The organism is Neorhizobium sp. DAR64862/K0K3 (genome assembly GCF_050500185.1).
GTDB lineage: Bacteria > Pseudomonadota > Alphaproteobacteria > Rhizobiales > Rhizobiaceae > Neorhizobium > Neorhizobium soli.
In genome coordinates this window covers 2,725,515-2,746,256 of the sequence record NZ_CP191449.1, presented here as the reverse complement: position 1 = coordinate 2,746,256, position 20,742 = coordinate 2,725,515, and the positions used below count along the sequence as shown (strand labels likewise).

Annotated in this window: 20 protein-coding genes; 18 read left to right on the top strand and 2 right to left on the bottom strand. The window is 60.9% G+C overall.

Translation table 11 applies throughout. The features are described from left to right. Positions 1–23 precede the first annotated feature (23 nt). Positions 24–506, top strand: a complete 483-nt coding sequence (gene greA / locus ACQY1L_RS13285; protein WP_430241149.1) for a transcription elongation factor GreA — start codon at positions 24–26, stop codon at positions 504–506. Between the two features lie 92 nt (positions 507–598). Then, on the top strand, positions 599–1,543 hold the full coding sequence (locus ACQY1L_RS13280; protein ID WP_430241148.1) for an MYG1 family protein: 945 nt from the start codon (positions 599–601) through the stop codon (positions 1,541–1,543). A gap of 4 nt (positions 1,544–1,547) precedes the next feature. On the opposite strand, the gene ACQY1L_RS13275 is transcribed toward ACQY1L_RS13280, so the two are convergent. Beyond that, entirely contained in the window at positions 1,548–2,528 is a 981-nt protein-coding gene (locus ACQY1L_RS13275; RefSeq protein WP_430241146.1) for an alpha/beta hydrolase family protein, read from the bottom strand. Positions 2,529–2,726: 198 nt separating this feature from the next. On the opposite strand from ACQY1L_RS13275, the gene ACQY1L_RS13270 reads away from it, so the two are divergent. From ACQY1L_RS13270 to murJ, 3 genes are all read left to right on the top strand, one after another. After that, on the top strand, positions 2,727–3,791 hold the full coding sequence (locus ACQY1L_RS13270) for a helix-turn-helix domain-containing protein (protein WP_184654165.1): 1,065 nt from the start codon (positions 2,727–2,729) through the stop codon (positions 3,789–3,791). Positions 3,792–3,965: 174 nt separating this feature from the next. Continuing rightward, on the top strand, positions 3,966–6,836 hold the full coding sequence (locus ACQY1L_RS13265) for a [protein-PII] uridylyltransferase (RefSeq protein ID WP_430241144.1): 2,871 nt from the start codon (positions 3,966–3,968) through the stop codon (positions 6,834–6,836). A gap of 171 nt (positions 6,837–7,007) precedes the next feature. Beyond that, complete coding sequence (murJ, locus tag ACQY1L_RS13260; protein WP_430241142.1) at positions 7,008–8,600, top strand: murein biosynthesis integral membrane protein MurJ; 1,593 nt, start codon at positions 7,008–7,010, stop codon at positions 8,598–8,600. A 2-nt stretch (positions 8,601–8,602) separates the two neighbouring features. Here murJ and ACQY1L_RS13255 read toward each other — a convergent pair whose 3' ends face one another. Next, positions 8,603–9,085 (bottom strand): YcbK family protein, encoded by a 483-nt coding sequence (locus ACQY1L_RS13255; RefSeq protein WP_430241140.1) that lies wholly within the window; start codon positions 9,083–9,085, stop codon positions 8,603–8,605. A gap of 225 nt (positions 9,086–9,310) precedes the next feature. Between ACQY1L_RS13255 and ACQY1L_RS13250 the strand changes: the two genes are divergently transcribed. The 13 genes from ACQY1L_RS13250 to lnt all read left to right on the top strand — a co-directional run bounded on the left by ACQY1L_RS13250 (position 9,311) and on the right by lnt (position 20,692). Next, positions 9,311–9,718, top strand: a complete 408-nt coding sequence (locus tag ACQY1L_RS13250) for a VOC family protein (RefSeq protein WP_430241138.1) — start codon at positions 9,311–9,313, stop codon at positions 9,716–9,718. 138 nt (positions 9,719–9,856) lie between these two features. After that, positions 9,857–10,921: a tryptophan--tRNA ligase gene (trpS, locus tag ACQY1L_RS13245; protein ID WP_092663740.1), complete on the top strand. Its 1,065-nt coding sequence runs from the start codon at positions 9,857–9,859 to the stop codon at positions 10,919–10,921. A 116-nt stretch (positions 10,922–11,037) separates the two neighbouring features. Beyond that, a complete protein-coding gene (locus tag ACQY1L_RS13240) occupies positions 11,038–11,529 on the top strand; it encodes a universal stress protein (protein WP_062454005.1) in 492 nt (163 codons plus the stop codon). Positions 11,530–11,652: 123 nt separating this feature from the next. Further along, complete coding sequence (locus ACQY1L_RS13235) at positions 11,653–12,219, top strand: NifU family protein (RefSeq protein ID WP_062454004.1); 567 nt, start codon at positions 11,653–11,655, stop codon at positions 12,217–12,219. Between the two features lie 21 nt (positions 12,220–12,240). Next, positions 12,241–12,894, top strand: a complete 654-nt coding sequence (gene tsaB / locus ACQY1L_RS13230) for a tRNA (adenosine(37)-N6)-threonylcarbamoyltransferase complex dimerization subunit type 1 TsaB (protein WP_430241135.1) — start codon at positions 12,241–12,243, stop codon at positions 12,892–12,894. Between the two features lie 39 nt (positions 12,895–12,933). Then, positions 12,934–13,428, top strand: a complete 495-nt coding sequence (locus ACQY1L_RS13225) for a GNAT family N-acetyltransferase (protein WP_092663734.1) — start codon at positions 12,934–12,936, stop codon at positions 13,426–13,428. A gap of 38 nt (positions 13,429–13,466) precedes the next feature. Further along, a complete protein-coding gene (locus ACQY1L_RS13220; RefSeq protein WP_062454001.1) occupies positions 13,467–13,892 on the top strand; it encodes a Fur family transcriptional regulator in 426 nt (141 codons plus the stop codon). Positions 13,893–13,931: 39 nt separating this feature from the next. After that, complete coding sequence (locus ACQY1L_RS13215) at positions 13,932–14,735, top strand: lysophospholipid acyltransferase family protein (protein WP_430241132.1); 804 nt, start codon at positions 13,932–13,934, stop codon at positions 14,733–14,735. Between the two features lie 42 nt (positions 14,736–14,777). Continuing rightward, on the top strand, positions 14,778–16,187 hold the full coding sequence (miaB, locus tag ACQY1L_RS13210; RefSeq protein WP_430241130.1) for a tRNA (N6-isopentenyl adenosine(37)-C2)-methylthiotransferase MiaB: 1,410 nt from the start codon (positions 14,778–14,780) through the stop codon (positions 16,185–16,187). Positions 16,188–16,211: 24 nt separating this feature from the next. Then, complete coding sequence (locus tag ACQY1L_RS13205; RefSeq protein WP_062453998.1) at positions 16,212–17,267, top strand: PhoH family protein; 1,056 nt, start codon at positions 16,212–16,214, stop codon at positions 17,265–17,267. Positions 17,268–17,284: 17 nt separating this feature from the next. Then, entirely contained in the window at positions 17,285–17,794 is a 510-nt protein-coding gene (ybeY, locus tag ACQY1L_RS13200; protein ID WP_062578871.1) for an rRNA maturation RNase YbeY, read from the top strand. A 9-nt stretch (positions 17,795–17,803) separates the two neighbouring features. Then, positions 17,804–19,000, top strand: a complete 1,197-nt coding sequence (locus ACQY1L_RS13195; RefSeq protein ID WP_062453996.1) for a transporter associated domain-containing protein — start codon at positions 17,804–17,806, stop codon at positions 18,998–19,000. A 90-nt stretch (positions 19,001–19,090) separates the two neighbouring features. Continuing rightward, entirely contained in the window at positions 19,091–20,692 is a 1,602-nt protein-coding gene (gene lnt / locus ACQY1L_RS13190; RefSeq protein WP_430241126.1) for an apolipoprotein N-acyltransferase, read from the top strand. Positions 20,693–20,742 lie beyond the last annotated feature (50 nt).

The following is a 20,742-nucleotide window of genomic DNA, read 5'->3' as shown; positions in this document are numbered from 1 at the left end:
TCTCAGTTGAAAGGAACACGCACGTGAGCGTCGCCTTCGTGAAGGAAGAAAGTGCCGAAACCGCAGCGGAAACCCAACTGCCGGACAGGCCCGTCTCGTCGTATCCCAACCTCGTCACCGAGGCCGGCCTGAAGGCGCTCGAGGCGCAGCTTCGTACCGCAAAGGAGGCTTTTGACGCGGCCAACACGGTTGAGGACGTCAACGAGCGCCGCCGCCAGGCCGCAGGTCCCGCGCGCGACCTCCGCTACTTCGCCGAGAGGCTGCACAGCGCTCAGCTAGTCCCTGCACCGGTTTCGACTGAAGTCGTCGCCTTCGGCAACACGGTGCGCTTCAGCCGTGACGACGGCCGCGAGCAGGCTTATCGCATCGTCGGCGAGGATGAGGCCGATCCGAAGGAAGGTTCGATCTCCTACGTTTCTCCCGTTGCAAGTGCGCTTCTGGGCAAGTCGGTCGGCGATGTCGTGACCGTAAACGGTCATGAACTCGAAATTACTGCAATTTCCTGACGCATTCTCCCGAAACCACACCTCAGCGCTTGAGAAGGCCCTCCGCTCCGGCTATCTGATTCTTTCCATTGAAAGAAAAGGCTGATCGCGGCATGACTCCAGATTATCTCGTCACCCATTCCGGTGGCTTCCATGCCGACGAACTCCTGTCCAGTGTCATCCTGACGCGGCTGTTCCCCGATGCACGCATCGTCCGCAGCCGGGCTCCCGAATGGATCACGCCGGGTGGCGACCGCATCATCTACGACGTCGGCGGCTCCTTCGACGCGCAGGCGCAGATTTTCGATCATCACCAGCGCGGTGCGCCCTTGCGAGATGACGGCGCGCCGTTCAGTTCCTTCGGCCTGATCTGGAAGCACTACGGCCGCGATTACCTGCTCGCCTTCGGCGTACCGGAAGCCCATGTCGAGGCGGTGCACGCAGCCTTCGACACCAAGTTCGTGCTGCCGATCGACCTGATGGATAATGGCGCGCTCAGCCCCTCGGTCGCAGGTCCGATGGCCGGCCTGACGCTGCCGTCGCTTCTCGAAACCCTGAAGCCCGCCTTCGACGAAAAGGACGAAGGCGCCGATGATCGCGCCTTCCATGCAGCGCTTGTCATTGCCCGCGCCTTTGTCGAAGCCGGTATTTCCCAGCGCGCGGCAAAGCTGCGGGCAGAGACGCTGGTTCTGGACGCCATTGCCAAGGCCGGCGAGGGTCGCATCCTCGAATTGCCGATGGGCATGCCATTCCGCCCCGCCATCCTGAAGGCTGGCGCCGATCAGCTTCTCTTCGTCGTCCACCCGCGCGACAAGGACTGGTGCGTCACCGGCATCCGCCGTGCCGATGACGGTTTCGAACTGCGCGCCGATCTCCCCGCCGCATGGGCCGGCCTCACCAATGCAGATCTGGAAGCCGCATCCGGCGTCGAAGGCGCCACGTTCTGCCACAACGGCCGCTTTATCGCCGCCGCCAGAACCCGCGAAGCAACGCTCGCCATGGCGGAACTCGCGGTGAAGGAGGCCCTGTCGGAAGGCCTCCGTCCTGCCGTCGGCTGAGCGCTTAGCGTTCCAGCAGCGTTCTGCGAAGAAAGACGGCAATATTGAAGAAGATCTGCTGATGCAGCTTTTCGCGTGGGATGTCGCTCACCTCATCGCAAACCGGATCATCCTCATACTGCTTCAGCAATTCTGCTCCATTCGCGTTGCAGATGCTGAGGAACGAGAAATGGTTTGCGCCGGGAACTAGCGCGTAGTTGGCCTCCGGAATATCGACCGCCAGCGACTGGGCGTTGGTGCCGGACATGATGCCGTCGCCTTCGCCGAGGTTGATGAAAAGCATTGGTCTATCGATGCCGGCAAGACTTTCGTTCTGGTAAGCCATGGCAAAACCCGGATCGACCGCAATCACCGCTGAAACGCGCTTGTCGCCATAACCACCTTCGAATGCCTCCCGATCGACTTGGAAAAAATCCACCCCGCCTTTCTGAAACCAGTTGCAGCCCGCATCCTTGCCGCCTGCCTCCGCGCAATGGGTGACAAAGGTCTGAAGCGACGCGCGGGCACCGGCGGTCAGCATCATCGTGGTGCCCCCGAGCGAAAAGCCGATGCCGCCGATCCGCTCCTTGTCGACAAGCGCGCTCCACGTGGCGCTCGTCGTCAGTGTATCGATCAGGGCTGAAACATCCTGTGCCCGCTCCCATATCTTGAAGCTTTCCACTGGAATGGAATCGCCTGATGTCGAATGGATATGATTGGGTGCCGCAACGATGAAGCCGTTGCGCGCGAGTTCTGTCGAAAGCCAGCCCAGCCCCGCTGCATTGCCGCCCGAGCCATGGCTCAGAATGACCAGCGGAAACTTCTCCTGCACAGGCTTGGCATTGCGGCGAGCAGGCACGCCGACCCACAGAGCATCGGCGCCCAGCCTATAGGGATCGCCGTCGGCCTTTGCCGGATAGGTGATCAGCACTCTCTCGGGTTGGGTTCGATGCGACGGATTGATCTGGATCCACTGGGTTCCCGCCTCGAAGGCGAGGGCCGGCAAGGCGGTTGCGGATTAGCCGAAACCGATCAGGGCAAGGGTTGCAAGGCGAAGGCGGGGTAGGGGCAGAGCCATGGAAATCTCCATCGGGGTTGTGAACGGCACCACCCTTGCGCCTGTATCTGCCTGCCTTTCGACCTCGATCGTGATATGGTCGGACCTCAAACATGTTTCAGGCCATTTACCGCCGGGGTCACTGCAGTGCTCTCTATCCCTTTGCCGTTTCTGGTCGGTATCGTCTTTGCCCTTGCGCTCTATCACAGCCTCAAAGGCGTCGACGTGCCGGGAAGCCGTCGCTACTTCATCGCATTTGTCGTTCTCTATGCGGCCCAAGGCTTGGTCGTCGGCCTTCATTTCGGCTACGGCATAACGGCACTCGCACCGGTTCAGCCGGTCACCGCCTCCGTCATGCCGCCGCTTGCGTTTCTCGCCTTCCAGTCGCTTTCCGGCGGCGGCCGATCTGCGCCCTGGCGCCACCTCGCCGCACCGCTTTGCGTCGGCGCTTCAGTCTTTTTTGTACCGATCCTGGTCGATCCGCTCCTGCTGGCGATCTTTCTCTTCTACGGCGTCGCGCTCTGGCGGCTGACCCGTTCCGAAAGCTCCGATCTTATGGTCGAAGCAAGCCTTCAGCGAATGCATCCCGCCTTGCGGGCCGCAAGAATGACGGCCGCGCTGATGCTGTTTTTCGCAGTCAGCGATGCCGCCCTCTCGGTCTACACGACGTTCAACGGGAGGGACGACATTCCGCTTGTCCTGACGGCGATCAACATCGTCGTTCTCGTGGTAACCGGCATCTACTATTTTGCACCGGAAGCTGCAGAAAGCCCGCTGCCGAACGGGAAGGCACCGGAAGCCAATCCACAGGATGAGCGTCTCGTCCAGCGCGCGACAGAGGCTTTGGATCGGGACGGTCTCTACCGCGACGAAAACCTCAGTCTTGCGAAACTGGCCCGCAAGGCCGGCGTCCCTGCGCGGGATCTGTCGGTTGCCATCAATCGCGCAACCGGCCTCAACATCTCGCAGTTCGTCAACAGACGCCGGATCGCGGAAGCATGTCTGCTGCTTCGCGAAACCCGCCGGCCGGCGACGGTCATCATGTTCGATGTCGGGTTTTCGACCAAGTCGAACTTCAACCGCGAGTTTCGCCGCATCACTGGCATGAGCCCGCGTCAGTGGCGCAGCGGATCGAAGTCTATCGCAGACCCGGGCAATATCGGGCTTGACGTTCCGGTCGCGAACAAACAACTTGGCGCCGTCAAGCCGTAACCGTGGTAAGCACGCCGCTCACATGCGGAGCACTGTGCGGTAACGGCTGCGCAAGAAAAATGAGCTAAAGCGTATGGGGCAGGGCCGCAGGGACCTGAAGCGCTTTAGGGGAGGTGCCCGAAATCCGTCGTCGTCTCCATCGGGAATGGAGAGGGCGGGCACCGGCAGGAAGACATGGCCAAGCAAGCAACAAGACAAGATCATCGTCACGATATCGATTTTTCCGAACTGATGGACGTCGCCGGCCTGCAGACGAAATGCCGCGAGGCGCTCGGAACCAAGGATCGGCCGCTGCTGGAATCGCGGGCAGCTCTCCTGCCGATCCTGCGGCAGGCCAGTGTCGACGGTCGCGAAAAGGCACGCGAACTGCTGAGCCAGGATGGCAGCGGTCTTCGCTGCGCCCGCCGCATATCCTGGATCCAGGACCAGCTGATCTGCGTCCTCAATGAAACCATCACCGAGAGCCTCTATCCGGAAGGCCGCGAGATCGCCGTTGCCGCCACCGGCGGTTATGGCCGCGGCACGCTGGCGCCGGGGTCCGATATCGATCTTCTTTTCCTGCTGCCCGAAAAGAATTCCGATGCCATGCGCAAGGCGGTGGAATTCCTGCTCTATCTCCTGTGGGACATGGGCTTCAAGGTCGGCCATGCCACCCGCACGGTGGAGGAATGCATTCGCCTGTCGAAAACCGACATGACGATCCGCACCGCCATTCTCGAATGCCGCCCGATCTGCGGCAGCGGCGCGCTGGTCAATCAGCTGATGTCGCGCTTCGATCTGGAAGTCGTCGCCGGCACCGGTCCGGAATTCGTCGCCGCCAAACTTGCCGAGCGCGACCAGCGCCACAAGAAGGCTGGCGACACACGCTATCTGGTCGAGCCCAACGTCAAGGAGGGCAAGGGCGGCCTGCGCGACCTGCACACGCTGTTCTGGATCGCCAAATATTACTACCGCGTCCGCGAAACGACCGAACTCGTCAAGCTCGGCGTCCTCTCGCGCGAAGAGGCACGGTCCTTCGAAAAGGCCGACGACTTTCTCTGGGCGGTGCGCTGCCAGATGCATTTTCTGACGGGCAAGGCAGAGGAACGTCTGTCGTTCGACATTCAGCGCGATATCGCGGCAAGCCTCGGTTACAACGCGCGGCCTGGCCTCTCCTCCGTCGAACGCTTCATGAAGCACTATTTCCTGGTCGCGAAGAACGTCGGCGATCTTACCCGCATTCTTTGCGCAGCGCTGGAGGACCAGCAGGCGAAGGCCGCACCGGGCCTCACCCAGCGCGTCATCTCGCGCTTCACCAAACGGCTGCACAAGATCGCCGGCTCCGTCGAATTCGTGGAGGACCGCGGTCGCATCACGCTGGCTGATCCGGGCGTCTTCAAGCGCGATCCGGTCAGCCTGATCCGCTTCTTCCACGTGGCGGACCTGACCGGGTTGGAACTGCATCCTGACGCGCTGAAAAGCATCACCCGATCGCTTTCGCTTATCGACAGTGCCCTGCGCGAAGACGACGAGGCGAACCGCCTCTTTCTCTCCATCCTCACCTCTAGGCGGGATCCCGGCCTGATGCTGCGGCGAATGAACGAGGCCGGCGTGCTCGGCCGCTTCATTCCCGAATTCGGCAAGGTCGTGGCGATGATGCAGTTCAACATGTATCACCACTATACGGTCGACGAGCACCTGATCCGCTCGGTCGATGCGCTGTCGGAGATCGATCACGGCCGAGCGGCGGACATGCATCCGCTCGCCAACAAGCTGATGCCGACGATCGAGGAGCGCGCGGCGCTCTACGTCGCAGTTCTGATCCACGACATCGCCAAGGGCCGCCAGGAGGATCATTCGATCGCCGGCGCCCGAATCGCGCGCAAACTCTGCCCGCGTCTCGGTCTCAACCCGAAACAGACCGAACTCGTCGTCTGGCTGGTGGAGCAACACCTGATCATGTCGATGACGGCGCAGACCCGCGATCTGCATGATCGCAAGACCATTGCCGACTTTGCCGAAAAAGTCCGGTCGCTCGATCGCTTGAAGCTGCTGCTGGTGCTGACCATCTGCGATATCCGCGCCGTCGGCCCGGGCGTCTGGAACGGCTGGAAGGGTCAGCTTCTGCGCACCCTCTACTATGAAACGGAACTGCGTCTCTCCGGCGGCTTCTCGGAAGCATCCGGCAAGGAGCGGGCCAAGGTGGCGGAGGAAGATCTCGCCAACGCCCTGTCCGACTGGAGCCAGCAGGACCGCGAGGCGCTGGTCAAGCTCCATTACCAGCCGTATCTCCTCTCCGTGCCCGTCGAGGACCAGGTTCGCCACGCAGGTTTCATCCGCGAAACCGACAAGGCCGGCAAGCCGCTCGCCACTATGGTTCGCACCGACAGTTTCCGGGCGATCACCGAGATCACGGTTTTGGCGCCCGACCATCCGCGTCTTCTGTCGATCATCGCAGGCGCCTGTGCGGCAGCGGGTGCCAACATCGCCGATGCGCAGATCTTCACCACCTCCGATGGCCGCGCGCTCGATACGATCCACATCAACCGCGAATTTGCGGTTGATGACGACGAGATGCGCCGTGGCGGTACGATCGGACGGATGATCGAGGACGTGCTTGCCGGCAAGAAGCGACTGCCGGAAGTCATCGCCATCCGCGCGAAAGCCAAGAAGAACAAGAACAAGGCCTTCGATATCCCACCGTCCGCGATCATCTCCAACGGGCTTTCCAACAAGTTCACCGTCGTCGAGGTCGAATGCCTCGACCGGACCGGTCTGCTTGCGGAAATCACCGCGGCCCTTGCCGATCTCTCGCTGGATATTCAGTCGGCGCGTATCACCACGTTTGGTGAAAAGGTGATCGATACGTTCTACGTCACCGATCTCGTCGGTCACAAGGTGACCAATGAGAACCGCCAGGGCAATATCATCACCCGGCTGAAGGCGGTCATGGCGGAACAGGAAGACGAGCTTCAGGAAGCCATGCCGGATGGTATCGTCGCGCCTCAGCCGGCTGCTGCCGACGGAGCGAATGTCTTGCCGCGGAAGTCGAAAGTCGGTGTCTGAAACACGACACCGGTGCTATCCCTGCTGAACGGGTGCTTCGTTCGGTCCGATCTTTTGCGCCGCAGAAACTGTGGGGCAGGGCGCCGGCCGAACGACGCATGCCAACGCACAGGCAGAACATGAACAATCCCAGCTTCCCCAGCATGAGACCAAGCCGATGAGCCCAAACCGATGAGTCTTGCCAGAAAATTCGCAACCGTCGGCGGCGCGACGCTCGGCAGCCGCATCTTCGGTTTCGCCCGTGAAACCTTCATGGCGGCGGCCCTTGGCACGGGGCCGATGGCAGACGTGTTTTACGCCGCCTTCCGGTTTCCCAACCTGTTTCGCCGGCTGTTTGCCGAAGGCGCCTTCAACGCCGCTTTCGTTCCGCTGTTTTCCAAGGAAATCGAGGCGAACGGCGTCGACGGAGCCAAGCGGTTTTCCGAAGAGGTCTTCGGCGTCCTGTTTTCCGCGCTACTGATCATCACCATCGCCATGCAGCTGGCCATGCCCTGGCTGGTCCGGTGGGTCATTGCCCCAGGCTTTGCAGATGACGCGGAAAAGACGGCGCTGACTGTGCGCATGGCCGTCGTCATGTTCCCCTATCTCATGTGCATGTCGCTGACGGCGATGATGAGCGGCATGCTCAACTCGCTGCATCATTTCTTTGCCGCCGCCATCGCGCCGGTGTTCTTGAACGTGGTGATGATCGCAGCGCTTCTCTACGGCCTCTGGGTTGGCGCCGATCCGCGCGAAATCGCCTGGTATCTGTCGTGGAGCGTGCTGGTTGCGGGCGTGTTGCAGCTTGGCGTCGTCTATGCGGGCGTGCGTCATGCGGGCATCAATATCGGCTTTCGCCGGCCCAAGATGACGCCCAACGTCAAGCGCCTGCTCTGGCTTGCGGTTCCGGCCGCGATCACCGGCGGCATTACCCAGATCAACCAGATCATCGGCCAGGCGATTGCGTCGGGCAAGGAAGGCGCAATCGCTGCCCTGCAATATGCCGACCGCATCTACCAGCTGCCGCTCGGTGTCGTCGGCGTTGCCGTCGGTGTCGTGCTTCTTCCAGAATTGTCACGGGCGCTGAAGGGCGGCCATGTCAAGGAAGCCGGCAACATCCAGAACCGCTCGATCGAATTCGTGCTGTTCCTGACGCTTCCTGCCGCTGCCGGTCTCTGGATCCTGTCGGATGCGATCATCCGCGTGCTTTATGAGCGCGGTGCGTTCTCGGCCGAAAACACGGCCGTCGTCGCCTCGATCCTTGCGATCTACGGCATCGGTCTTCCGGGTTTCGTGCTGATCAAGGCGCTGCAGCCGGGCTTTTATGCCCGCGAGGATACCAAAACGCCGATGCGCTTTACCATGGTGTCGGTCGTCATCAACTCCGGCCTCGCCATCACGCTGTTTCCGATGATCGCCGAACGCGGCATCGCGACGGCGGAGGCCGCGGCCGGATGGATCAACACGATCCTGCTATTCTCGACGCTGGTCTGGCGGGGTGATCTCGTCTGGGAATGGGCGCTTGCCCGGCGTACTGCCTTGCTGCTCGTCGCGACAGGGATTATGGCGGCGGCCCTGTTTTATGCGCTTCCCTATGCCAGCCCATGGTTGCAGCCGGGCTCGCATCTGTTGACCCAGGTGCTGGCTCTGGCCTGCCTTCTGGGGATTGCGATGGTCGTCTATTTCGCCTGCGCGTTTGCGATCGGCGGTGCCGATCTCGGCATGATCAGGCGAAACATCAAGCGGAAGCCAAAGTCTTCGGTTCCACCACCGGCGGAGTCCTGATCTCAGGACTTTCCGCGGCGCTTCAGGCTTGCAAGGCTGCCCTTGCCACCTTTGCCGCAATGCGCCCAGGCACGCCGCGGGCCGACATCCACATGCACGATGCCGTTGCAGTAGCGGCCGATGCCGCCGATGCCCGGGGCGCTCGCTGCTGCCGCAAGCACCCTCTTTTCGGCAACGCCGGGAACGCGAATGTCAGCAGCGTAGCAATGGCTGTGCTGTGACGTTCCAGAGCGCGGACGGTGGCCGGAGGTCACCATCGGCTTCTTGCCTGTCTCCTTGGCGATATGGGCAAGGATCGCGCCCAGTTTCTCGGGAAAGCAGTTGGTCCGAACGCTGACGCGCTGGACAGTATAGTAAGCAGAGTAGTCGTGTTTGAAAGAACTGCTGCGGCGTTTCTCGCCTTTTTCGGCGGCTTGTGCGGTCGCGGACAGCGTTAGGCAGAGCGTCATGAAGCAGGACAGCGCGACGCGGTAAAAGATGCGCATACGGGTAAACCTCGGAAAATACTCACGACCGATTGGGGTCGACTTGGTGGGGGAGTATTTCTTTCCGAAAAGTGACCTCAGTATGGAGGAATTTGCCCCAAAGTGGGATTTGTCTGCCTCAGGGGTTAAGCTGCGTTAACCTTGCGGTTGCTTCGGCGTTCTTGACAGGCCAGGCAGGAAGCGTCGAAGACAGGTTCCCGCCACGTCAAAACAAGGTGTGCTTCAATGTCGATCCGTTCCCTTTTTCTGGTCACGCTGGTCGTTGACGACTACGATCGGGCGCTCGATTTTTACTGCGGAATCATGGACTTTGAGCTTGTCTCCGATACCCCTTTGGAGGCGACCAAGCGCTGGGTGGTGGTCCGCCCGCCGGGCAAAGAGGGGGCAGCGCTCCTGCTGGCACGCGCCGACAGCGACGTCCAAACGGACGCGATCGGCAACCAGACGGCGGGTCGGGTAAGTTTTTTCTTAAAAACTGACGATTTTGCCGGGGATCACGCCCGGTTGTCGGCAAAAGGCGTCCGCTTCATCGAAGAACCGCGCCATGAACCCTATGGCACGGTCGCAGTGTTTGAAGATTGCTACGGCAACCTTTGGGATCTCATTCAGCACGCGGATGATGCAGCCTCTTGATCCCTCGTGGCGGGGCGTGCATAAGCCCGGCCATCAGCTACATGGCCCGCGGGGCGCAGCAGCGGCAAGCACGCACACTTGTCAGGTTGCGCAAGTCCAACGGCCTGAGGCCTTCCATCAGCCTATCGAGGATCTAGAATGAACAGCTTCAAGCCGCTCGTCTTTTCCGGTGTCCAGCCCACCGGCAATCTCCATCTCGGCAACTATCTCGGCGCTATCCGCAAGTTCGTCGCCCTGCAGGAAAACAACGACTGCATCTACTGCGTCGTCGATCTGCACGCGATCACGGCCCAGCTCGTGCATGACGATCTGCGCGGCCAGATCCGCTCGATCGCAGCGGCCTTTATCGCGTCCGGCATCGACCCGAAGAAGCATATCGTCTTCAACCAGTCCGCCGTGCCGCAGCATGCGGAACTTGCCTGGATCTTCAACTGCGTCGCCCGCATCGGCTGGATGAACCGGATGACCCAGTTCAAGGACAAGGCCGGCAAGGACCGCGAGAACGCCTCGCTCGGACTGCTCGCCTATCCGAGCCTGATGGCGGCTGACATTCTCGTCTATCGCGCCACCCATGTGCCTGTCGGCGACGACCAGAAGCAGCACCTGGAACTTGCCCGCGATATCGCCCAGAAGTTCAATATCGATTTCCAGGACAAGATCCGGGCTACCGGCACCGGCGTCGACATGGTTGTCGGCGAAGAACCGATCCACGGCTATTTCCCGCTCGTCGAGCCGCTGATCGATGGTCCGGCCCCGCGCGTCATGAGCTTGCGTGACGGCACCAAGAAGATGTCGAAATCCGATCCGTCGGATCTGTCGCGCATCAACCTGATGGACGATGCCGATGAGATCCTGAAGAAGATCCGCAAGGCGAAGACCGATCCGGAAGGCCTGCCGAGCGAACTCGAAGGCCTCGAAGGTCGCCCGGAAGCAGCAAATCTCGTGGGCATCTACGCGGCACTTGCCGATCGCACCAAGGCGGATGTGCTTGCCGAATTCGGCGGCCAGCAGTTCTCGGTGTTCAAGCCGGCGCTCGCCGACCTCGCCGTTCATGTCCTGGCGCCGATCTCGCTCGAAATGCGCCGCCTGCTGGACGACACGACCCATATCGATGCCATCCTGCGTGATGGGGGCGAGCGTGCCCGCGCCCGCGCCGAAAAGGTCATGGGCGAAGTCTTCGATATCGTCGGCTTCCTGCGCTGAGCGGGAACATCGGCGAAAATCTTGCACCCGTCACGGTCGCGTGGCGGGTTTTCATTTTCGCGGGTTCGTATAATTTCGCCACAACGACAACGTCCGACGGGAATTGAGGGGGCGGCATGGTTTCGAAACGGCTTTCCAGGCTTGAGGGACATCGGCGCAAGTTCATAGCGGTCATCGATGGCACCCCCGAATGCGAGCTTGCCGTGCACTATGCCGGCCGCCGCGCGAAGAATTCCAATGGCGGCCTGGTGCTGCTCTTCGTCATTCCCGATGGCGATTTCCAGCAATGGATCGGCGTCGAGCAGATCATGCGCGCCGAAGCCATGGAAGAAGCGGAATCGATCATGGCGAAGGCCGCCCAGAGGGTGCGCGAAACGATCGGGATCGATCCCGAAATCGTCATCCGCGAGGGAAGCGCGCCCGAGCAGATCAACATGCTGGTGGAGGAAGACCGCGATATCGCCGTTCTTGTTCTTGCCGCCGGTTCGACCAAGGAAGGGCCGGGCCCGCTGGTCTCAGCGGTTGCGGGCAGGGGTGCTGCTTTCCCCATTCCCGTCACCGTTCTGCCGGATACGCTGACCGACGAGGAAATCGACGCGCTCGCCTGACCTCTCTCTTGACCGGATTGGCAGAAAGGCGCACTTGAACCAAAAGCTGATCGCGACTATCTTCTTTGGAAGAGTTCTAAGTTTGCGGCGCCCGCTGGCGCGCACGGGTCAAGGAGACAAATCATGTTCATTCAGACGGAAGCCACACCCAATCCGGCAACCCTGAAGTTCCTGCCCGGCAAGATCGTCATGGAAAAGGGCACGGCCGATTTCCGCAATGCGAGCGAGGCCGATGCGTCTCCGCTGGCCGCCAGACTGTTCGGCATCGACGGCGTCACCGGCGTCTATTTCGGCTACGACTTCATCACCGTCTCCAAGGATAGCGCCGAATGGCAGCATCTGAAGCCGGCTATCCTCGGCTCGATCATGGAGCATTTCATGTCCGGCCAGCCGGTCATGGGCGGTACTTCTGCGCTTGCCGAAGATTCCGATGAGGACGGCGAGTTCTACGAAGCCGACGACGAAACCCTCGTCGCGACCATCAAGGAACTGCTGGAAACCCGCGTTCGGCCGGCCGTTGCCCAGGATGGCGGCGACATCACCTTCAAGGGTTTCCGCGATGGCACTGTCTATCTCAACATGAAGGGCGCCTGCGCCGGTTGCCCGTCTTCGACGGCAACCCTGAAACATGGCGTTCAAAACCTGCTCAAGCACTTCGTGCCTGAAGTGCAGGCAGTCGAAGCCATCTGATTTCGAAAAACAGTTCCGCACATGCTCGTTCTGGCCATCGATACTGCCGGGGTTGATTGTTCTGCCGCGCTCTATGATGGCGCGTCGGGCAGGCTGTTGTCGGCCGTCACCGAAACGCTCGGCAAGGGTCATGCCGAGCGCCTGATGGCGATCATCGACCAGGCGCTTGATGACGCTGGCCTGCCACTTCAATCCGTCCAGCGCATTGCCGTCGGCATCGGCCCGGGCTCGTTCACCGGTATCCGGGTGGGCGTCGCCGCCGCCCGAGGTCTGGCCCTGGCGCTCAATGTGGAATGCGTCGGGGTCACCGCGCTCGAAACGCTCGCAGCAGCGCATCTTGCCAAGCATCCGGGACGCCCCGTTGTTGCCGCCATGGATGCCAAGCGGGACGAGGTCTATGCCCAGGCATTCTCATCCGAAGGCGTTGCGCTCAGCGAACCCGCGGCGCTGTCTCCGCACGATGCGGCGGCCCTGATTGCCCAGCTTTCGGCTGATGTCACCGGCTCATGGCGCCCGCACGAGGCGCCGGTCCTGCCTGACCATTTCGATATCGCCGTCATTGCAAGACTTGCGGCTTCAAAGCCGAAAGGTTCGCAAAAGCCGAAACCGCTTTATCTTCGTGGACCGGATGCAAAACCGCAGACAGGCTTTGCGTTGGCGCGGCAGATCTCGTAACTCCGCGTCGTTCAATTCTTTCACGCGACCGAATGCCCGATGTTTGACGATTATCTCAGCTGGAAGCCGTTTTTCGAAGTCGTCCCGATGGAGATCTCCGACTGCGTCGAAGTTTCCGAGCTTCATGGTGCGCGCTTTCCGCGCGGCTGGAACGATGGCGAATTTCAGAATCTTCTTCTTCAGAAAGGCGTGTTCGGTTTCGTCGCACGCCAGACCAACGCGTTCTTTTCCAAACCCTTCGGGGGCTTCGTGCTGGTGCGCGAAGCAGCCGGCGAGGCGGAAATTCTCACGATCGCCGTCCCCGAAAAGTTTGGCCGTCTTGGGCTCGGATGGAGGCTGATGCAGGCCGGCTTGCGCGAAGCGACATCGCGCGGCGCCGAAACAATGTTTCTCGAGGTCGAGGCCGAAAACAAGGCCGCTGTGACGCTCTATGGCAGGCTGGGTTTCAAAAAGGTCGGCGAACGCCCGGCCTATTATACCGGTGCCGATGGACGACGCTCCTCGGCGCTTGTCATGAGCCGCGTTCTTCGTTAGTTCGTGATGAAACGAGAGCATTTGAAGGCCAAAACGTCATGACGGATCTTTCCAAAAATCTGGAGGAACTGTGTGCCGAGAAGGGCATGCGCATGACGGATCAGCGCCGGGTGATCGCGCGTATCCTGCAGGACTCCGACGACCATCCGGATGTCGAGGAACTGTATCGTCGCTCCTCCAAGGTCGATCCACGGATCTCGATCTCGACCGTCTATCGCACCGTGAAACTGTTCGAGGACGAGGGCATTATCGAGCGCCACGATTTCCGTGACGGTCGCTCTCGCTACGAGACGGTGCCGGAAGAACATCACGATCACATGATCGATCTCAATGCCGGCACGGTGATCGAATTCCAATCTGCGGAGATCGAAGCGCTGCAGGAGCGCATTGCCCGCGAACTCGGCTTCCGGCTGGTCGGACACAGGCTGGAACTCTACGGCATCCCGCTCGACAAAGACGAATAGCCTGAACACGAACGGCGTGACGACAGCCAAGGATCGACAGTGATCACCTCAATCCGCATCGGGTTCATCGTCGTCTGTCTGCTGGCGGTCACGGCTGTGCTGTTGCCGTTTCAGCTGATCGGCCTCGCCTTCGATCTGAAGATGCGCCGTTATATTCCGCGCCTCTGGCACCGCACCGCCTGCTTCCTGCTCGGCATCCGCATCCACGTCCACGGTCACCTGCAGCATCGGCGCCCCCTGATGCTCGCCTCCAACCACGTCTCGTGGAAGGATATCCTCGTGCTTGGTGCTATCGCGGATGTCGTCTTCATCGCCAAGTCGGAAGTCGCCAAATGGCCGATCTTCGGCACGCTCGCGAAATTGCAGAAGACGATCTTCGTCGTCCGCGAGGAAAAGCGCCGCACCGGCGACCAGATTAACGAGATTGCCGCACGCATGACGGCGGGCGAGATCGTCGTGCTCTTCCCGGAAGGCACGACATCGGACGGCAACCGTCTGCTCGAGGTAAAGTCATCGCTGTTCGGGGCAGCCGCTGCCGCCGTGCCGCACACGCCCCATGGCGTCGTGTATGTCCAGCCTGTATCGATCGCCTATACGCGGGTGCACGGCATGGCGATGGGTCGTTTCCACCGCCCGCTTGCGGCCTGGCCGGGGGATATCGAGCTCATGCCGCACCTGATGGGTGTGCTGAAGGAAGGCGCGATCGACGTGGATGTGGCGTTCGGCGAGACGGTCGATTTCCGCACGGGCGACAACCGCAAGCATCTCAGCCAGACCATTACCGCCCGGCTTCGCCGCATGCTGATCAGGCATCTTCGCCAAAGAGAGTACGACGCCGATTAGAACCGCTTCAAATCCGGTCCTTCTTGGAGTAAGGAGACGGCCATGAACGAACACGTCACCCTTTCGCCGGCAGAAGAGCCCGTCACCATCCCCAACACCCGCAAGGTCTTCATCAAGACCTACGGCTGTCAGATGAACGTCTACGATTCGACCCGCATGGGCGACGCGTTGGCGAGCGAAGGCTATGTCGCGACCGAGGAGATGGGCGAGGCGGATCTGATCCTGCTCAACACCTGTCATATCCGCGAGAAGGCTGCCGAGAAGGTCTATTCGGCGCTTGGCCGTCTGCGCGACATGAAGAAGGCGCGTGCCGCCGAAGGTCGAGAACTGATGATCGGTGTTGCCGGCTGCGTCGCCCAGGCGGAAGGCGAGGAAATCATCCGCCGCGCGCCATCGGTCGACGTGGTGATCGGCCCGCAGACCTATCACCGACTGCCGGATGCACTGCGCAAGGCCCGCGGCGGCAAGCCTGTGGTCGATACGGAATACGCGGTCGAGGACAAGTTCGACCATCTGCCGGCCACCGACCGCAAGCTTATCCGCGCCCGCGGCGTCACGGCTTTCCTTACCGTGCAGGAAGGCTGCGACAAGTTCTGCACCTTCTGCGTCGTCCCCTATACCCGCGGTTCGGAAGTGTCGCGCCCCATCAGCCAGATTGTCGACGAAGCCATCCGGCTGGTCGAAAGCGGCGTGCGCGAAATCACCCTGCTTGGTCAGAACGTCAATGCCTGGAGCGCTGAAGGTCCAACCGGGAACGACTGGGGTCTCGCCGACCTTCTCTATCGTCTTGCTGAAATCCCGGGCCTTGCCCGCCTGCGCTATACGACAAGCCATCCGCGCGACATGGATGACCGACTGATCGAGGCGCATCGCGACCTGCGCATCCTGATGCCTTATCTGCATCTGCCTGTTCAGTCGGGATCCGACCGCATCCTGAAGGCCATGAACCGTCGCCATACGGGCGCCGAATATCTGGCGCTGATCGACCGCATCCGCAATGCCCGTCCCGATATCGCCCTGTCGGGAGATTTCATCGTCGGTTTCCCGGGCGAAACCGATCAGGATTTCGAAGACACGTTGAAGATCGTCGAGGATGTCAACTACGCCTCCGCCTTCTCGTTCAAATATTCGACCCGGCCGGGAACACCCGGCGCGGATCTCACCGATCAGGTCGCTGAAGAGGTAAAAGCCGAGCGTCTCGAACGATTGCAGGCTTTGCTCTTGAAACAGCAGGCCGATTTCGCCACATCCTGTGTTGGAAAGACGATCGATCTGCTTCTGGAAAAGCCGGGACGTATGCCCGGACAGGTGATCGGCCGTTCGCCCTGGCTCCAGTCTGTGAATGTTGATGCAAAAACATCGCAAATCGGTGAGATTATCCGTGTACGAATCATTGGTACCGGCCCGAACAGCTTGTTTGCCGAGCCGGCAGAGAGTTTAATGGGTGCCTGACCAGCAAGTGAGGAGCTTGTTTACTTGAGCGGACGAGAATCGGTTTCTTCGACAGCGCGCCACCCCAAATCAGCAGCGACCGACGCCAACCACTTTGTCCTGACGTTCGAGAACAATCGCTTCGCGAGCGAGCTGTTCGGTCAATTCGACCAGAATTTGAAACTTCTCGAACAGCGCCTCAATATTGATGCGCGGCCCCGCGGCAATTCCGTGGCCATTTCAGGCGATGTCCCAGCCACCAATCAGGCCCGTCGGGCTCTCGATACCCTCTATGAGCGAATCCAGAAGGGCGGCACCATCGAAACATCCGATGTCGAAGGAGCTATCCGCATGGCACAGGCTGCGGACGACCAGCTGCAACTGCCGACGCTCGAGAAAAAGGCCAGGCTTTCGATGAGCCAGATCTCCACCAAGAAAAAGACGATCGTCGCGCGTACCCCGACGCAGGACGCCTATATGCGGGCGCTCGATAGGGCAGAGATGGTGTTCGGCGTCGGTCCGGCCGGTACCGGCAAGACCTATCTGGCCGTCGCCCATGCCGCGCAGCTGCTGGAACGCGGTGCCGTCGACAAGATCATTCTTTCGCGTCCGGCCGTCGAGGCGGGCGAACGTCTGGGCTTCCTTCCTGGCGACATGAAGGAAAAAGTCGATCCCTATCTGCGGCCGCTCTATGACGCGCTCTACGACATGATCCCGGCCGACAAGGTCGAACGGGCAATCACGGCCGGCGTCATCGAAATCGCGCCGCTCGCCTTCATGCGCGGCCGCACGCTTGCCAATGCCGCGATCATCCTCGACGAGGCGCAGAACACCACGTCGATGCAGATGAAGATGTTTCTCACCCGTCTGGGTGAAAACGCACGGATGATCATCACCGGCGACCCGAGCCAGGTGGATTTGCCGCGCGGCGTGAAATCCGGTCTGGTCGAGGCGCTACAGATCCTCAACGGGGTCGAAGGCATCTCGGTCATCCGCTTCAAGGATACCGACGTCGTGCGCCACCCGCTGGTTGGCCGCATCGTCCGGGCCTATGACGCGCAATATGCCGTCCACGAAGAAAGCGAGGAGGCCGGACGCTAGTCCGGTTTCCAGTCCCTATGCCCGAACTCGATATACAGATCAGCATCGACGACGAAGGCTGGCCGGAAGAGCCGGCGCTTTTGGCGTTGACGCAAAAGGTTTTCGCCGCGGCCGCCGATTATCTCGTCCGCGAAGAAGATCAACCGTTTCCGAAAATACCGCCCGAAGTCTCTCTCGTCTTTACCGACGATGATTCCATCCGGGCAATCAACGCCGAATGGCGCGGCATGGACAAGCCGACCAACGTCTTGTCTTTCCCCGCTTTTCCGCTCGAACCCGGCGGTATGCCGGGCCCGATGCTGGGCGATATCGTCATCGCAAGGCAGACTGTCGAACGCGAGGCAGTTGATCTCGACAAGAGTTTCGACGATCATCTGACCCATCTTCTGGTCCACGGCTTTCTCCATCTGTTCGGTTACGACCACATGGAAAAGGACGAGGCGGAGGAAATGGAGACACTCGAGACTCGCATTTTAGCCGGTCTCGGCCTATCTGACCCCTATGCGGGGCAGGACCCGATAGTGTAGTTTGGAACAATGAACGATTATTCGAGCAATGTCGCCCGCGAGGGCAAGGACAGTTCGGACTCACCCTCGTCGGACGAGGGAAGTAGTTCGGGACGATCCGAGCACCACCCCAAATCCCATAATACATTCTGGTCTCGGGCGGTCCGCCTGCTGCGGCCGTCGCAGGGCGAACAGCTCCGCGAGGATCTCGCCGACGCGCTGATGACCGACACCAATGTCAGCAACGCCTTTTCTCCGGAAGAGCGCGCCATGCTGCACAACATCCTCCGCTTCCGCGAGGTTCGCGTCGAGGACATCATGGTGCCGCGCGCCGATATCGAAGCTGTCGACATGAGCATGACGATCGGCGAGCTGATGATCCATTTCGAGGAGACCGGCCGCTCGCGCATGCCGGTCTACAGCGACAATCTGGATGATGCCCGCGGCTTCGTGCATATCCGCGACCTTCTGTCCTATCTGGCAAAGCAGGCCCGCAATAAGCGTCGGACCGGTACCCGTGCAACGGCAGCAGCAGCCGTCGTTGCCGGTGGAGCGGTCGAGAAGCCGGCCCGTACCGCCAAGGCGGCCTTCGATCTCAGCCGCGTCAATCTCGATCAGACCGTTGCCGAGGCAGGCCTGGTGCGCAAGCTTTTGTTTGTGCCGCCCTCGATGCTGGCATCCGAGCTGATGAGCACCATGCAGGCCGCCCGTACGCAGATGGCGCTCGTGATCGACGAATACGGCGGCACCGATGGTCTCGTGTCGCATGAGGATATCGTCGAGATGGTGATCGGCGATGTCGAGGACGAGCATGACGACGAAGAAGTGATGTTCTCGCGTGCCGGCGACGATATCTTCATTGCCGATGCCCGTATCGAGCTGATGGAAATCTCCAAGGCGATCGGCTCCGATTTCGACGTGCGGGACCGGCTGGACGACGTAGATACGCTGGGCGGATTGATCTTCTCAGCGCTCGGACGCATCCCGGTGCGCGGTGAAGTCGTGCAGGCTGTGCCAGGCTTCGAATTCCAGATCCTCGACGCCGATCCGCGCCGCATCAAGCGCGTCCGGATCATGCGCAAGCGCGCGCTCGTTCGCCGCAGGCAGCTCAAGGGCGAGGGCGAGCCCGTGGCCGAGACGCAGCAGAAGGCTATTACTGACAAGACGCCGACCGTGCTTCTGCCGGCACCCTCGTCCGATCGTGGCAATGATCATCCATCGGCCTGAGTTTCCAGGTGTTTTGAACAGCCGATAACAGGACAAGCCGCAGTTTTTCATGAAAGACTGCGGCTTCTGATTCGGGCGAAGGGGACATCGATGGAGCGACTGGCTGGCAGGGTCATGCTTCTATGGGGCTGGCCGCGCATCCTCCTTGGTTTTTTTGCAGGCGCTGTCGGCGCACTCGCCCTTCCACCCTTCGGCTTCTTTGCTGCCCTGTTCGTGTCTTTCACGCTGTTCATCTGGCTGATGGACGGCACGACCGGCAATCCGGATGGTGGGCGGCTCAGCCGCCTGCGATCGGCCTTTTTCCTCGGCTGGGTGTTCGGCTTCGGCTACTTCGTCGCCAGCCTCTGGTGGCTCGGCAATGCGCTTCTCGTCGAGGCGGACGAGTTTGCCTGGGCAATACCGCTTGCAGTTCTGGGTCTGCCGGCTTTTCTGGCGCTATTCTGGGGCTTTGCGGCGCTGGTGGCACGCATCCTCTGGTCAGATGGCTTGGGCAGGATTGCGGCTGCCGCGTTTGGCTTTGGTCTTGCGGAATGGCTGCGGGGCTTCATGCTGACGGGCTTTCCCTGGAACTCGATCGGCTACGGCGCCATGCCGATGCCGCTGATGATGCAGTCGGCCGCTCCGCTCGGCGTGACGGGTGTGACGGTGCTGGCTGTTTTCGTGTTCTCCGCACCGGCACTGATCGGGACCCGACGCGGCATGGGGCTTGGCCTCGCGCTCGCAGGTCTTCTCCTCTGCGCCCATCTAGGCTTCGGCGCCTGGCGGCTTGCGGGTGCCGACGCGGTGCTTTCAGCCACTGCCAAGGATCCGGTCGAGGTGCGCCTCGTCCAGCCGATGATCGACCAGTCGCGCAAACTCGACGATTCCGAGCGCGGGGCGATTTTTGAAGAACATCTGGCGATGACGGCGCTGCCCGCAAAGGATGGTGCAAAGCGTCCGGATATCATCGTCTGGCCGGAAACCTCGGTTCCGTTCATCTTGACCGATAACCCCGATGCCCTGTCGCGCATTGCTGACGTGCTGGAAGATGGTCAGGTTCTGGTGACCGGCGCCGTCCGCGCTGAAAATGCCGGGCCGGGCTTCGCGACCCGCTATTACAACTCGATCTACGTCATCGACAGCAACGGCCAGATCGTGTCGGCGTCGGACAAGGTGCATCTGGTCCCCTACGGCGAGTATGTGCCTTACGAGGACATGCTGCGGTCGCTCGGCATCCCCGATGCGATCGCCATGCCGGGCGGCTTTACCGCAGCACCGGGCCGCACCATGCTGACGCTCCCGGGCGGGCAAACCTTCTATCCGCTGATCTGCTACGAAGCGATCTTCCCGGATGAAATCGGTGCCGGCATTGAACGCTCGAGCGCGCTCTTGAACGTCACAAACGATGGATGGTTCGGTGAAACGCCCGGACCCTTCCAGCATTTCCAGCAGGCGCGTGTCCGGGCTGTCGAAAACGGCATGCCGTTGATTCGCGGTGCCAACACCGGTATTTCGGCTTTCGTCGATCCTTTTGGCAGGGTCGTACGCGGCCTGGATTACAATCAAAAGGGTGTGATTGACTCAACCATGTCGAGTGTCGAAGTCCCATTTTGGAACGCTTCCGAACGGCGTTTTTACTTCTGGTTGCTGATATGTCTCATGTTTGTGATTGCACTTATTTCCCGTACAAGTTTTAAATTCTGGAAGAATTGACCCAAAACCCCTAAAATTGCATAGTGGTTTGGCCTATCGTCTCGCCATAC